This is a genomic window from Agrobacterium sp. fls2-241-TYG-188a, assembly GCF_030209845.1.
The window spans coordinates 190,331-204,911 of record NZ_JARVRD010000001.1 but is presented as its reverse complement, the minus strand read 5'-3'; the positions used below and the strand labels follow the sequence as shown (position 1 = coordinate 204,911).

Below are 14,581 nucleotides of genomic sequence, written 5' to 3'. Positions count from 1 at the left end.
CAGGGGGTGGCCGTCCGTGCCTTTTCGTTTCACTGCGTTAAACCGACGCGCCGCAATTCGCATATTTTGCGCGCAGGGTAGCAACCAGCACGCACTGCTTTTTGATCGAAAATGCGGTTTGTAAAATTTTTTGTTTTCGAAGCATTGTGCTGCTGTGAATCATTTTTTTATGGCTTATGCATGGGTGCATATTGCCCACGTGCAGCGGCTCGCGGGCCGAAAATATATTTGAGGTTTAATATGATTTTTGAACCCGATACCCGTTCCGCGCAGGAGCCGACACGCAACGAAAACTCCATTGCCGGTGCGCTGGAATTTTCGCAGCCTTCCATCGGACCGCTAGAGCCGCCCCTGCGCACGCGTCTCCCGCCCATGCTGTTGGATGATCCGGCTATCCTCAATGCATTGCGCGCGATGGAGGGCTATCGCGCCTCTGCCTTGCCGATCGTCCCGCTCGAGGCCGTTGCTGCACAGGCGGGGCTCAGCCTGCACCATTTTCAGCGCCGGTTCAGCGCAGTAATGGGCGAAACCGTGGGGGCCTTTGCCCGGCGCCAACGGCTTGAGACGGCGGCAATGCTGTTGAAGATGACGGAGACGTCCGTTCTGCAGATTGCTGTCGCGGTCGGTTATAACAGTACGGAAGCTTTTTCGCGGGCGTTTTTGCGGCAGTTCGGCCACGGGCCAAGCCAATACAGGGTGTGGTCCCGTGCTGCCGCGACACCGTCTGAACCGCATGAGTATGAACTTGCCCGGCATGTCAGCGCAGACTCACGCGATACGCTGAACCTTTTGGCCGTGCGCTTCTTCGGTTCGCATGCCCGTGTGGGCGAGTATTGGCAAGCCTTTGCCAGATTGCTGGAGGAAGCCGAAATCGACACGCGGGGCAAGCGCTTCTTTGGCATATCGCTGGATGACCCGCAGATCACTCCGCGTGGCCTGATGCGCTACGACTGCGCGATCGAAGCACCGCAACCCATGCCTGCCTCACTGCATGGGACACCTTTCTCAGCGATGTCTTTGCCACGCAGCCGCGTTGCGCGGGCGCGACATCGTGGGCCGTATCACACTGTGTTTTCCTCCTACCGCGCCATCATCATCTGGGTGTCGGAAAAGCTGCAACAGTTTGGCGATGCGCCCGGACTGGAAATCTACGATGAACTCCCCTGGCGCGCTGGGCTTGATCAACCCGATAACTTCGCAGTGGAACTGGCGATTTTATAAGTATCTCAGGCAGTGAGAAGCTGTCGCGACCTACGCCGGGCGACTAGTCATAGCGTCCTAAACGGTCTCGCAGGAGACAGTCTGAGCAGCTGCTCTTACGCGTTGTTTGTCGCTTTCCAGGCTCAAAGCAAGCTCAGCTCGAGATAGCGCCTCCGTCGAATGTCGGATGGCATTGTCTCGAAAGCCAAGCGCGTCGAACCGTGCTAAAACACCAAAAGCCTTCTGGAGGCGAAGGCCGACTTCGACAATCGCTGCGCCATCGCGGGCGATCGGCGTGAACAGGTCGTCGAAAATGTCATCGAGCTGGATGGCCGGGACATAGACATTTGAATATGGGATGGCTTCGTGATCCGAGGCCTCTACAGGTTCGTCCCAGACTGCTAGGACGCGGAGCGCACGGGCGATGACATCGATCGCAGTACCGGGATCATTGATCGCGGGCGAAAGGGCATGGGATGCAATCTCGGCAAGGACCGATGCGCCGAATCTTGGATCCTGATCGAAGGATCGGGTATCCTCCACGGAAAAACATGTTCGGATCGAGGCCAGGACGTCTGCGATCTTGTCCTCTGCGACACCATAGATGGATGCTACCGGACATTTAGGATTGATCAATTGTCCTGGGATCACGCGTACAAAAATGCGCGCGCTTGCGTCCGTTGCGATTTTGGACAGTGCGCCGGTATCGAGATGCTGGATGTAGCCAATTCTGTCGATAAAAACATCGATCGCCGAGACCGGAATATCCTTCTCATCGGTTAACCTCTTGCCACCGAGATAAGGGCTCTGACGTCGCGCGCGCATGGCGTCGATGGTGGCAATCTCCACCCGCTCAGTCGTCTCTGTCACGCGGCCCAGTCGTGAGAGATGATCGATCCAGCGCAGCAGTGTCACGACGATCAGCACGATAACCGCAATGGTCACGACAAAAAGAACGACCCGTCCGCGATCACCGTAAGCGCCCGTACTCAGCGCAATGATACCGACGAGGCTGAACAGGAATGAGCCGACGAAAGTTGCCAGAACATTTTGCGTCGTGCTGTCTTCCATCACCAGTTTTGTCGCGCGCGGCGTGACGTTGCTGGTTGCCGCCGAATAGGCTGAGACCATGGTGCTGAGGGAGAATGTTGTCACCGTCAGCATGCTGGAAGCAATAATGCCGAGGATGTTGTCAACGGCGTCAGCGCCGATTTTGGTCGGCAGGTCACTTGGAATAAACGGGCTGACAACAATGGCGATGAGAGCGGTGGCAACGGCAAGTATCGAGAACAATGTCGCCCGAAACCAGATGCGGCGCGCAACCTTTGCAAAAAACCATGCCCAGCGTGATGTCATTCGAATCCATCTCAAAAACGATGCGGCGGAACTGGCACAGGTGATGTTCGCTTCACCGGCGGGAGTAGAACCGGCGCTTATCGCACACCGGCTATTGAAAGGGCAAACGCAATGACACCGTCAATCGTTGTCGTTCGGAATGTTCAGCAAATGACCGCAAGCCTTGCAGTGGACCGCGTCAACTTCGTGCCTCTGGAGACCGCATTTTTCGCATGGGTACATGACCTTGTAGGGCCTGACGATCGATTGTGCCAACCTGACGAACAGCGAGATACCAACGATCATCGTGACAACGGACGTTAACTTTCCTAACGGCCCGGGCAAGGTGATGTCACCGAAGCCCGTCGTGGTCATCGTGGCGACGGTGAAATAAAGCGCATCGACAAAGCCGATAAGACCGCTCTGGTGGTAGAAAAACGTAGTGTAGACGAACCCTGTTACCATGAACAGGAAAACGAAAAAGTTAAGCGATGCGCGAGCGACGTCCCTGTACTGATGGCAACCCAGCCGTCTGAGAACGAAAGCAAAGAGCGGGCTCTCGCCGACCGCCCACAATCGCATTGCCCGCAGAAATGCGAAGTTGAAGAGAGCATTGGGAAACAGAAGCGTTGCCAGTATGACGATGTCGATCCATGTCATCGGTCGCTTGAGGGATGCCACGACTGAGCCGGTCGCAAAAGCCCTCGCGAGAATTTCGGCCAGGATCCAGATTGCGATGAGATAATCGATAATCAGATATGACGGCCCACTGCGCAGGAAAGGGCCGAAGATAAAGAATGCGATGATGCTGACATCGATCACGGCGAGCACCGCCTGCCAGCGCAGAGCCCATGTGTCGCGTCCGCGTTCGATACGGCGCAGCTTGCTTTGCAGCTGTTCGATCCGCCCTGCCAAGGGGCTTTTGGCTTCTACGTCTGGTGTCATTCTTAACGGATAAAGGTCCGCCACCCACAGGTCAACGTCAAGCGCTGCTCTCCAAGTCGAACTGATCGGAGTGTAAGACGACCACCGGTCTGACGGATGCCAGCTGACCGGTGGTTGTCATTTTTCAAAGCTCGTTTCAAGCCAAAGTGAAGATCAGTCCCGACAGAGCAAAGCCGAGGAGCCCCACCAGCGTCTGCATCACGGTCCAGGTCTTGAATGTGGTCTTGATGTCCATGTTGAAGAAACGACCAACAAGCCAGAACCCGGAATCGTTGACATGGGACAGCATGACTGAACCCGATGCAACTGCGATGACGATAGCCGCCAGTTCCACACCCTGGTAACCCGCCGCCTGGACCGCAGGCTGGATAAGTCCAGCCGCGGCGATGAGGGCGACGGTCGCAGAACCCTGCGCAACGCGCAGCGCCGTGGCGATCAGGAAGCCGGCGACAAAGACGGGCATGCCGATATCCGCTAGCGCGCTCGAAAGCGCGTTTCCAATACCGGATGCGCGAAGCACACCACCAAACATGCCACCGGCCCCGGTTATCAAAATAACGGAGCAGACCGGACCAAGAGCCGAATCGACGATACGCTCGACCTTCAGAGGGTCTCTACCGCGCATCGGGCCAAGCACAAAGGCCGCGACGAGAACCGATATGAGGAGTGCGATCGGTGTGGACCCTATGGCGCGCAAGAGCTGGAACCAGCCAGCATCTTTGTTCACCCATTCCTGCGCGCGCGCGAAATCAAGCCCCGTGTTCATGAAAATCAACAGCAGCGGCAAAAGCAAAAGCGCAACCACCAGGCCGGAGCTGGGTAAGGAGACGCCATCGTCAGACGATTTTGCTTCCGAGACATCGTCAGGCACCGGCAAAAAGATGCGCTTCCCGATCCACTGACCGAAGAAATGACCCGCCACGATCCACGTTGGCACAGCAACAATGAGGCCGACGATAATGAGCAGGCCAACATCAGCGCCCAGCAATTCAGATGCGGCGACGGGGCCAGGGTGGGGAGGCACGAAAACGTGCATGCAGGAAAACGCAGTCGCGACCGGTATTCCGTAAAGCAAGAGGCTTCCGCCCAGACGGCGTCCGACGGTGAACATGACAGGCAACATAACGACGAGGCCGGCGTCAAAGAAGATAGGAAAGCCGAAGAAAAGAGATGCGATGCCCAAAGCCATAGGCGCACGTTGCTCGCCAAAACGTTGGATAAGATCGTCGGCCAGAGCCTGCGCACCACCGGATACTTCCAATAGCCTGCCCAGCATCGCGCCAAGCCCCACGAGAAGCGCCACGCCACCGAGCGTGGAGCCAAAGGCTGTCGTGAGCGTATTCATGATGTTTGCCGTCGGTATGCCCGTGACAAGCGCGGTCAAGAAACTGACGAGAATGAGTGCCACGAAGGCGTGAACGCGAAATTTTATGATGAGCAACAACAGAAGCGCAACCGCGCCCACTGCTATGGAAATCAAGGTACCCGCAGACAATGTCTGTTCGAATTCCGGCAAATGAATACTCCTTTACTGAGGACGCTGACTTCGCCGCCCGTTTCAACAATCGCTTGTGACTGAGTGTTTGGCTTACCAAGAACGAGATCGGTCCCTTATCAAGAAGCAACCGCTCGTCTTCAACGCGAGACGGGGGTTTAACAGTAACATGAATGAGTGTCGCGCTGTTTTAGGACATTTCCAAGTTCTTGAACGAAATCGAACCAGCGACTTCCGGAAAATCTGCGACAGGGACTTGTTGATAATGCGGGGTGGGCGCGAGGCAGCCGCGCGGAAACTGATGTCGCACAGATTGAGCCCTACCCCGCTTAACAAAAGGAATGAACTTTTCCGATGGAGCAGCATCCGTCCAGTGAAGGCCGGATGCTGTCGTCGTTGGTTTGGTCGATTAATGAGCCTTCATTTCGCTGACAATCTCTTCTGCCTTCAATGAAGACGGATAATAAGTCGGCCAGTTGGTGACTTCCTTCAGCAAGGCTGCGCGGTCGTTACCCCAATAGAGGTGGTAATGGTCTGCTTTGTTCGGAGCAATTCCGTGGTCGCTGAACTGGATGTATTGCGGAGCCGTCGCGTCACCGCCTGTTTTTTTGAAGATGAACCGTACGCCACGATTGCCCTTCTTGTAGGTCAGGATTTCTTTGCCATCATAGGCGTAGGTGCCCTTCGACGGCTGACCGTCCTTGAAGAAGGTAACGACATCGCCGTCGATGGTGATACGCTCTACGTCAGTCTTGTATCCGACTTCGTACTCGGCACGAATTTCTTCTACGGTTGCCGTTCCCTTTTCAGCCTTATGCTTCCAGACGGGATCAAGGCTACCATCCTTGAGGTAAGGATAGACTGACTGCCAGTCTCCAACATAGTCAGCAAGCGGGCGGTCCTTTACCTGGTTGTCCTCGAAGTAACCGGCGTAGATTTTCGGGTCGCCATGACTGTGAGCATGATCATGACCGGCATGGTCGTGTGCTTCACCGTCAGCGTGCTCATGGACCTGGCCGCTGCCACCAGCAACCACAATGTTGTAGGGCTTGCCCTCAACCTTTATCGCGCCGACTTCCTTCAGGTCCGTCTTGGAGATACGACGTACCAGTCCGGCGTTGGGATCACTCATGACGACTTCGTCTCCAGCCAGGGCGATCCGAGGGCGCGGATCGTTCCAGTGCCCGTCCATGGAATAGGGTTCGGTTACCTTGGCGCCCTTGGAAATCTTGCCGCCGAGAATGTCGATCTGATGCAGCGTGCCGTCTTCCGTCAGCACATAACCAAAGCGAACGTTGACAGGATCCAGGGCAAAGTCGATACGGCGGAAGGGGAGCTCGATGTAACGGAAGTGCGGCTCATCGGCGGGGTCAATGACGACGAGACCCCTGGCACCGTAGTTGCCGAGGAATACCTGCATGCTCTTTGCGCCCAGCAGGGTGCCGGTGGTCTGGTCCTTCGGCAAAGCGGCGGGATAGGTCAGCATCTTGGCCACTGGGCCATTAGCGCTCGCGGTCACCGCCAAAATACCTTCCTTGCATCCAGCGGCGAGGAAGGCGCCAGAAAATGCTTCACCATGAATGTCTGTGCAGGTCACCACATCGCCTGTGGGCGTGCCGTCTTCCTTAACCGCACGCAAGCCGACACGGGTCGGAGCCACATTGCCTTCGACCGGGGCATCGGAGGCAACCGTGGTTACCCAGCCATTTCCGACAGGCGCGGCAAAACCGTGATGAGCACGGGCCTGTTTCAGGCGTGTCGTTTCAATCTCGCCATCGGATAGTTCATGTGCATCAACGATTTCGTTGTAACCGCCCTTGTCGAAGTTGATGACAATCTTGCCGTTGTGATCAATGACGTGAAAGGGGCGCGGGCCGGTCAGGGCTTTTGTCACGACTTGCGGATCGGTAATCTCGATGTCGGAATGGTCACCATGAGAGTGAAGGGTAATGCCACTATTGATAAAGTTGACGGCATCATTGTCAGACTGAACGGCGACGACACTTGCACCTTCATTGACGCTGTACAGCTTATTCTGGCCGACCGTGTTGAACGTCCAGCGCTTCTCGGGCTTACTCAGATCAAACGCCGTGACCTTTGGATCCTTATGGTCTCCCACAAAGACGCGGTACAGCGTCTTGCTGTCTTCATCGTCCTGCGCATGAGCCACCGACCCCAAAAGGGTCGCTGACAGCGCCAGCGCAGATACGCTTCGAATTAAATGTCCCATTCTTCTCTCCTTTTAATGATATTACATAACATTGTCGTTGTGGATTTCTTCGTCTCACTAGACGGCATCTCAGCTGCGGTAGGTCATAGATGCCGGGGTTTAACGCCGTGAAGCATCATGACGTTGGAGGCAGGTGCAGGTTCGTCGGCAGCCGACCGCGGTGCGAAGACACGATGCTGGACACACTCGCTCCTGCTCCCGAAGCGCGATGCTCCACGACGCGCGGGTTAGATTGTCAGAGGTCAGGCAAATATCAGTCACGACGACGCTGTAGCTCCATCCTAAAGGCATCTACGCTCAGTGCCCCATGTAATGCTATAACGTTTATGATCGGTGTGAAGCGTGCGCAACCCCTGGCGCTCAAATATTCAGCAAATTATTTTAACTCACAGGACGCCATTGAAGACGCGACCGCGCGACAGTATTGGACATTCATTTCCGGGCAGGCGATATGCAGGCTTACTCGCTACGTCGCCCGCTTTGGCGGCTTCCATTGTGCAAACGGCCTTGCTTTGCGCTCCTGCACAGGTGGAGAGATACAGCAATGGCGATTTAGGCGCGTTCGCCTTCCTCCCTCGTCAATCGCCAGAAACCGACACCGCAAAGGACATCTGATCGCTGGTAGCAGTCACGTGGCCTGCGGACTGGGCAGCATGGAGCTGGCTATAGCGACCATGCTTTCGGGCGATAAGGTCTGCGTGGCGTCCCTGTTCGACGATGTGGCCGTCTTCTACAACGAGGATGCGGTCGGCATTGGCGATGGTGGCGAGCCGGTGAGCAATGACCAGCGTCGTGCGGCCTTGGGAGAGATCGGCGAGTGACTGCTGGATCGCGCGTTCCGTTTCGGTATCGAGCGCCGAGGTTGCCTCATCAAGAATGAGGATCGGCGGGTTCTTGAGGAAGATGCGGGCAATGGCCAGCCGCTGCTTCTGGCCGCCTGATAGCTTGACGCCGCGCTCGCCGATGATGGTATCGAGGCCGCCCGGAAGAGCCGCAATCACAGTGTCGAGCCTTGCGCGCCGCGCCGCCTCCTCGATGTCACTTTCCGTGGCACCCAGACGGCCATAGGCGATATTCTCGCGGATCGTGCCTGCAAAAAGGAAAACATCCTGTGCGACAATGCCGATGCTGGAGCGCAGCGACTTCAGGGTCATCTCCCTGATATCGATACCGTCGATCAGGATAGCCCCGCCGGTTACCTCATAGAAACGCGGACATGCCTCGGCACGACGCAAATCCTCCATCGATGCCGCCTCGCCCTCTTGGCCTCCTCAACCAATGAAGGGATGCCACATCAGGTTACACTTCAAAAAAATAAATGAACCGTCCGTTTAATTTATTTTGCCAAGTCTTTTTTGAAAAGCACATCAGGCGTTCAACGGTCCTGATTTCGGATCAGAAGACTGCCCATCACGAGGTCAAGATGGGCCGCCATGAAGTCGGGCACCTCCAGTTCGCGGCTATCACCGTGGACCAGTGTATCGACAGCTATTGCGACGAGAGGAGCAAAAACGATGCGCGCCGTGGCCCGCGGGCCCCCGACAAACTCGCCATTGGCTACGCCCTCGTCCAGGATGGACTGTATGCAGGCCAGGATTGGCGCGATCAGATCATCGTGGTGCGTGGCGATGACCTGGGGAAAGCGTGTGCCCTCCGAAATGACGAACCTCAGAAGCTGACGAAGCCTCTTGTCGTCCAGAAGCCGTTTGTAAAGCAGATGCAACATCGCAATCAGCCGCTCGGGGCATGTGCCTTTCAACTCACGGCTCTCCGCCACCAGATCATCGAGTGGCGAAGCCGTATAGCGGATCATTGCTGCGAAAAGCTCTTCCTTGGTCGGGAAATAGACGTAGACAGTGCCTTTCGTTACGCCAACGCGCTCTGCGATATCTTCTACTCTCGCCGTCGCGAAGCCGCGTTCCACGAATTCCAGGAATGCTGCTTCAAGAATTTGGGTGGGCCGAAGTGCCTTTTGCTCGGCGCGCGTCAGCCGTTTCATATGCTATCCTTAACCATTAAATTTCAGCCGTTTCGAACATACAATAATTTCATTGACTGTCCGGTAAGTCAAATGTATCAGGGTTTCATCACGGTTCAAGAGGCAATAGATGAGAAGTCTTGCTATTAGTGCCCTGGCGGCGGCATCCCTGGCGGGCCTGACCGCTTGCACACCCGACGACCAGCAGGTGGAAAAGCCCAAGCGTCTGGTCGAAACGGTTCAGGTCAAATCGCTTGAATCCACCGATCAAATCTCGATCACGGGAGAAGTCAGCGCGCGCGTTCAGTCCGATCTTTCCTTTCGCGTTAGCGGCCGCATAACCGAACGTTTGGTCGACGTCGGCGACCACGTGTCGCAGGGCCAGATTCTCGCCCGCATCGACCCGGAGGAGCAGAAAGCCGATCTTCAGGTTGCGGTGGCGACACTTCAGTCGGCTGAAGCGCAGCAGATGCAGGCGCAACAGGCCTTCGACCGCCAGCAAAGTCTCTTCAATACCGGTGTGACCACCAGAGCCGCCCTCGACCAAGCGCAGGAAGCGCTTTTGACAGCACAGGGCACGGTCCAGTCCGCACAGGCGCAGGTGGATACTGCCCGCGATGCCCTTGAGCAAACGGAATTGAAAGCCGATGCCGATGGCATCATTACCGCAAGAAACGCCGAAGTTGGACAAGTTGCGCAGGCCGCACAACTGGTTTTCACGCTGGCGCACGATGGCCCCCGCGATGCGGTGATCAACGCGGACGAAAGCGTTCTTATTGGCGGTGAAATTCAAAACGATATCATGGTGCGTATGCTTTCAGGCGGGCAACCGATCAAGGCGACCGTCCGTGAGGTATCTCCAACCATCGATACATCGTCTGGCACCGTGAGGATAAAGCTGGCGCTGGACGCCAATGCTGATGTTCGCCTTGGCAGCGCCGTCGCCGCGACCGCGCGTTACAAGCCGAAAAGCATGATGCAATTGCCCTGGTCGGCAATGGCATCGATTTCCGGACAACCCGCAGTTTGGATCGTCGATCCCAAGGCAGGTTCCGTGTCCTTGCGGAAGATAGAAGTTGCAGACTATTCAAATGAACGCTTCTCAGTTCGCGCGGGACTTTCCGAGGGAGAAACCGTGGTGACCAGTGGCAACAAATTCCTGTCTGCCGGCGAAGTCGTGGCCTACAAGGGAGCCGCCCAATGAAGGTCCAAGCAACATTGATATCGCTGCTTCTTGCGGCGACCTTTCTTGTATCCTGCGAAAAACAGGATGAAGCGCCTGCCGAAAAGCCTCGTCCTGTGCTTTTCATGGTTGCACAGCCGGCACCGGAAGTCGCTTTCAGCCTCCCCGGCACGGTGGAAGCACGCATCGAGACCCAGTTCGGCTTTCGCATCCTCGGCCGCATCGTGGCACGAAATGTCCAGGTTGGGGACGTCGTCAAAAAAGGTGCGGTCCTTGCCGCGATAGATCCACTCTCTCTTGAACTGGCCGTCAGAAGCGCGCAGTCGGATTTGTCCAATGCCCAGGCACAGCTGGCAAATGCGGCAACCAATGAACAACGCCAACAGACCCTGTTCGAGCGCCAGTCCGCGGCCAAAGCAACCTTTGAAAGCGCACAGCAGGAGCGGGCTACCGCTGAAGCGAATGTCAACAAGGCGAAGGCTAACCTTGATAAGGCAGAGGAGCAACTGGGCTACTCCCGCCTCCTGGCCGAATTCGATGGTGTCGTCACCACAACATCTGCCGAGGTCGGGCAGGTCGTTTCCGCGGGTCAAAGCGTTGTTACAGTGGCGCGGCCGGAAGAACGCGATGCCGTGATCGACGTGCCGGAGGCCGGAAGCTCGCTTCTCAAGCCCGGCGCGGAATTCGATGTTTCGTTGCAGCTCGATCCGGCAATTCACACCAAGGCTGTCGTTCGTGAAATAGCACCCGAGGCCGACGATGCGACCCGCACGCGGCGCACGAAACTGACATTGATCAATCCTCCGGAAGCCTTGCGTCTGGGAGCCGTCATCATGGCAAGTGCCACGGCGACATCGGCGCCCGTCATCAAGGTTCCCTCGTCTTCCATCCGCAAGGAAGGTGCAAAAACCTTCGTGTGGATCGTGGATGACAAGAGCGGCACGGTATCTCCCCGTGAAGTTACCCTTGAAGCTACCCCAGCCTCAACCGGCACTGTGATCGTCGCCCAAGGCATCAATGCCGGCGACCGCGTGGTGACGGCGGGCGTGAACCAACTCAAAGACGGCCAGGCCGTTCGCATTGACCAGGAGAATGCCCAGTGAAACCGTTCAATCTTTCCGACTGGGCGCTCGAGCACCGTTCGCTCGTCTGGTATTTCATGATCATCTTCATCCTGGCGGGTGCATTCTCCTACATCAATCTCGGCCGTGAGGAAGACCCCTCCTTCACGATCAAGACGATGATCATCAATGCGCAGTGGCCGGGAGCCTCCGCAGAGGAGGTGACAAAACAGGTCACGGACCGCATCGAGAAGAAACTCGAAGAACTTGATGCACTCGACTATACGCGCAGCGAGACCAAGGCCGGACAAACGACGATTTATGTCGAACTGCTTCCCACCACCAAGGCAAGGGACGTCAGTGGCAACTGGGTCCGCGTTCGCAATATGGTCAGCGACATCAAGGGAGATCTTCCCAGCGGTGTCGTCGGTCCATTCTTCAACGATACATTTGGCGATGTCTACGGAAACATCTACGCCTTTACGGCAGACGGCGTTTCCCAGCGCCAGTTGCGCGACCTTGTCGAGGACGCCCGTGCCAAGCTTCTGACAGTGCCGGATGCAGGCAAGATTGACGTCATCGGCGCGCAGGACGAAGCCATCTATCTCGAATTCTCGACGCGCAAGATTGCCGCGCTCGGACTGGACCGACAGAGCATCATCCAGACACTGCAGTCCCAGAACGCGGTCACGCAGTCCGGTTTCGTTGATGCCGGTCCTGAAAGAATTGCCTTGAGAGTGGGCGGTGCATTTGCATCCGAGGAAAGCCTCAAAGCCATCAATCTGAGGGTCAATGACCGTTATTTCCCGCTGACCGACGTTGCGACGATCAAGCGCGGATATGTCGACCCTCCATCGTCGCTGTTCCGCTTCAATGGACAGCCCGCAATTGGTCTTGCAATCGGCATGACGCCCGGCGCCAATTTGCTGACCTTCGGCGAAAATCTCGACGCAGAAATCAAACGTGTCGTTGCCGACCTTCCCATTGGCGTCTCGGTCAATCGCGTGTCCGACCAGCCCGCCGTCGTTGAGGAAGCGGTCTCGGGCTTCACAACCGCCCTCTTCGAGGCTGTCGTGATCGTGCTTGCCATCAGCTTTATCAGCCTTGGCGTTAGGGCAGGACTTGTGGTTGCCGTTTCCATCCCGCTCGTGCTGGCAATCACTTTCGTGTTCATGGAATATACGGGCATTTCGCTCCAGCGAATTTCACTCGGTGCGCTCATTATCGCGCTCGGCCTGCTCGTGGACGATGCGATGATTGCCGTCGAAATGATGGTGTCGCGACTTGAGGCTGGCGACAACCTGAGAAAGGCAGCAACCTACGTCTACACGTCTACCGCATTCCCCATGTTGACGGGAACGCTGGTCACGGTTGCAGGCTTTATTCCCATCGGCCTGAACAGCAGCGCGGCTGGCGAATTTACCTTCACGCTCTTTGTCGTCATCGCGGTGTCGCTCGTCGTTTCATGGATCGTTGCGGTGGTCTTCACACCATTGCTGGGCGTCGTCATCCTTCCGAAGACGATGAAATCGCATCATGAGCAAAAGGGACGTACTGCGCGCGCCTTTGCCTGGCTGCTTCTGATTGCCATGCGGTGGCGTTGGCTCACGATTGGAGCGACGGTATTGGTGTTCGGCGCTTCCATTGGCGGCCTTGGTCTCGTTCAGCAGCAATTCTTCCCGGCATCGGACCGCGTTGAACTTATCATCGACTGGAGCTTGCCGCAAAACAGCACCATCGCCGAAACCAACAGGCAAATGGCCCAGTTCGAGAAGGACAAGCTTGTCGGAAACGGCGATATCGATCATTGGTCAACCTATGTCGGAGAAGGCGCACCCCGTTTCATCCTGTCCTACGATGTTCAGAGCCCGGCAAGCTGGTTCGGCCAGACGGTTATCGTGGCGAAGGATGTGGAAGCGCGCAATCGGCTGAAAGATGATCTGCAGTCTTACCTTTCGCAGACATTCCCAGGCACCGACGCCTTTGTGAAACTGCTCGATATTGGCCCACCCGTTGGAAAGCCGGTTCAATATCGCATCAGCGGACCTGATGTGCAGAAGGTGCGCCAATATGCGCAGCAATTCGGCACCATCATCAGCTCCAATCCGCTCCTGTCCAACATGACCTACGACTGGAACGAACCATCGCGTGTGGTGAAGGTTGATGTCCTGCAGGACAAGGCAAGGCAGCTCGGCGTTTCGTCCCAGGATATCGCGACCCTGCTCAACGATATTGTAGAGGGAACGTCCACGACGCAGATCCGGGACGATATCTACCTGATCGACGTCATCGGTCGGGCAGAAGACGTCGAACGCGGCTCTATCGAAACCTTGAAGAACCTCCAATTGGCAGGTTCGAACGGCAAATCCGTCCCTCTTTCGGCTGTCGCGAAGTTCCGCTATGAACTCGAACAGCCCATGATTGGACGCAGAGACCGTATTCCGACCATCACCATCAAGGCTGCGGTATTGGGCACGACGCAGCCGGCAACCATTGTCGAACGCTTGAAGCCCGAAGTCGCGAAGTTCACGGAAACATTGCCCGCAGGCTACAAGGTCGAGATTAGTGGTTCGGTGGAATCCAGTGCCGATGCGCAGGGGCCAATCGCCGCGGTTGCGCCGATGATGCTGCTGGCAATGGCAACGATCCTGATGCTGCAGCTGCAAAGCTTCAGTCGTCTGTTCCTTGTCTTTGCTGTTGCCCCGCTTGCTCTTATCGGTGTCGTCGCCGCGCTCCTGCTCAGCAACGCGCCAATGGGCTTCGTGGCGATCCTCGGTGTTCTTGCCCTCATCGGGATCCTGATCAGAAACTCGGTCATCCTTGTGGTGCAGATCGAACAACTGCGAAGTGAAGGCATGTCGCCCTGGAAAGCCGTCATAGAAGCGACCGAACACCGAATGCGGCCGATCATGTTGACGGCGGCAGCAGCCACCTTGGCTCTGATCCCCATCTCTCGCGAGATTTTCTGGGGGCCGATGGCCTACGCCATGATGGGCGGCATCGTTGTCGGAACGGTTCTCACGCTTCTGTTTCTTCCAGCTCTCTATGTTGCCTGGTTCAGAATTCCACGCGAAGATGATGTCGAGCCGACAGACACGCCGGCACCTGCCTGCTAAGAGACGGGGCGCCAGACGCCCCGTTACCTTTTTCCCTC

9 protein-coding genes and 1 pseudogene are annotated in these 14,581 nt (G+C 56.6%); 4 read left to right on the top strand and 6 right to left on the bottom strand.

What is annotated here, in order from left to right; all coding sequences use genetic code 11:
* Nucleotides 1-240 precede the first annotated feature (240 nt).
* Nucleotides 241-1,221, top strand: coding sequence for an AraC family transcriptional regulator (locus QRN85_RS00890; RefSeq protein WP_284756860.1), 981 nt, complete (start codon nt 241-243; stop codon nt 1,219-1,221).
* 57 nt (nt 1,222-1,278) lie between these two features.
* Here QRN85_RS00890 and QRN85_RS00885 read toward each other — a convergent pair whose 3' ends face one another.
* The 6 genes and pseudogenes from QRN85_RS00885 to QRN85_RS00860 all read right to left on the bottom strand — a co-directional run bounded on the left by QRN85_RS00885 (nt 1,279) and on the right by QRN85_RS00860 (nt 9,204).
* Nucleotides 1,279-2,556 (bottom strand): DUF2254 domain-containing protein, encoded by a 1,278-nt coding sequence (locus QRN85_RS00885; RefSeq protein WP_113170734.1) that lies wholly within the window; start codon nt 2,554-2,556, stop codon nt 1,279-1,281.
* 120 nt (nt 2,557-2,676) lie between these two features.
* Nucleotides 2,677-3,480, bottom strand: coding sequence for a potassium channel family protein (locus tag QRN85_RS00880; RefSeq protein ID WP_062586231.1), 804 nt, complete (start codon nt 3,478-3,480; stop codon nt 2,677-2,679).
* A gap of 136 nt (nt 3,481-3,616) precedes the next feature.
* The gene (locus tag QRN85_RS00875) at nt 3,617-4,996 is read right to left on the bottom strand and encodes a GntP family permease (protein WP_284756856.1); all 1,380 of its coding nucleotides are present in this window, start codon (nt 4,994-4,996) and stop codon (nt 3,617-3,619) included.
* Nucleotides 4,997-5,384: 388 nt separating this feature from the next.
* On the bottom strand, nt 5,385-6,074 hold the full coding sequence (locus QRN85_RS24450) for a ZinT family metal-binding protein (RefSeq protein WP_502870753.1): 690 nt from the start codon (nt 6,072-6,074) through the stop codon (nt 5,385-5,387).
* Between the two features lie 1,709 nt (nt 6,075-7,783).
* Nucleotides 7,784-8,419, bottom strand: a pseudogene (locus tag QRN85_RS00865) (ABC transporter ATP-binding protein); the annotation flags it as partial.
* 161 nt (nt 8,420-8,580) lie between these two features.
* Entirely contained in the window at nt 8,581-9,204 is a 624-nt protein-coding gene (locus QRN85_RS00860; RefSeq protein ID WP_113170736.1) for a TetR/AcrR family transcriptional regulator, read from the bottom strand.
* A 109-nt stretch (nt 9,205-9,313) separates the two neighbouring features.
* Between QRN85_RS00860 and QRN85_RS00855 the strand changes: the two genes are divergently transcribed.
* Genes QRN85_RS00855 through QRN85_RS00845 form a run of 3 tightly spaced genes read left to right on the top strand, consistent with a single transcriptional unit; the run spans nt 9,314 to nt 14,543 of the window.
* Nucleotides 9,314-10,387 (top strand): efflux RND transporter periplasmic adaptor subunit, encoded by a 1,074-nt coding sequence (locus QRN85_RS00855; RefSeq protein ID WP_062590033.1) that lies wholly within the window; start codon nt 9,314-9,316, stop codon nt 10,385-10,387.
* Nucleotides 10,384-11,469, top strand: coding sequence for an efflux RND transporter periplasmic adaptor subunit (locus QRN85_RS00850; RefSeq protein WP_113170737.1), 1,086 nt, complete (start codon nt 10,384-10,386; stop codon nt 11,467-11,469). Before QRN85_RS00855 ends, QRN85_RS00850 begins: the two co-directional genes overlap by 4 nt.
* Nucleotides 11,466-14,543 carry an efflux RND transporter permease subunit gene (locus QRN85_RS00845; RefSeq protein WP_284756854.1) on the top strand — a complete coding sequence of 1,026 codons (3,078 nt, stop codon included), beginning with the start codon at nt 11,466-11,468 and terminating at the stop codon, nt 14,541-14,543. Before QRN85_RS00850 ends, QRN85_RS00845 begins: the two co-directional genes overlap by 4 nt.
* Nucleotides 14,544-14,581 lie beyond the last annotated feature (38 nt).

Bases quoted from the DNA above. Each gene is read 5' to 3' on its own strand.
- QRN85_RS00890 (WP_284756860.1), top strand. From the start codon at position 241: ATGATTTTTGAACCCGATACCCGTTCCGCGCAGGAGCCGACACGCAAC.
- QRN85_RS00885 (WP_113170734.1), bottom strand. From the start codon at position 2,556: ATGACATCACGCTGGGCATGGTTTTTTGCAAAGGTTGCGCGCCGCATC.
- QRN85_RS00880 (WP_062586231.1), bottom strand. From the start codon at position 3,480: ATGACACCAGACGTAGAAGCCAAAAGCCCCTTGGCAGGGCGGATCGAA.
- QRN85_RS00860 (WP_113170736.1), bottom strand. From the start codon at position 9,204: ATGAAACGGCTGACGCGCGCCGAGCAAAAGGCACTTCGGCCCACCCAA.
- QRN85_RS00855 (WP_062590033.1), top strand. From the start codon at position 9,314: ATGAGAAGTCTTGCTATTAGTGCCCTGGCGGCGGCATCCCTGGCGGGC.
- QRN85_RS00850 (WP_113170737.1), top strand. From the start codon at position 10,384: ATGAAGGTCCAAGCAACATTGATATCGCTGCTTCTTGCGGCGACCTTT.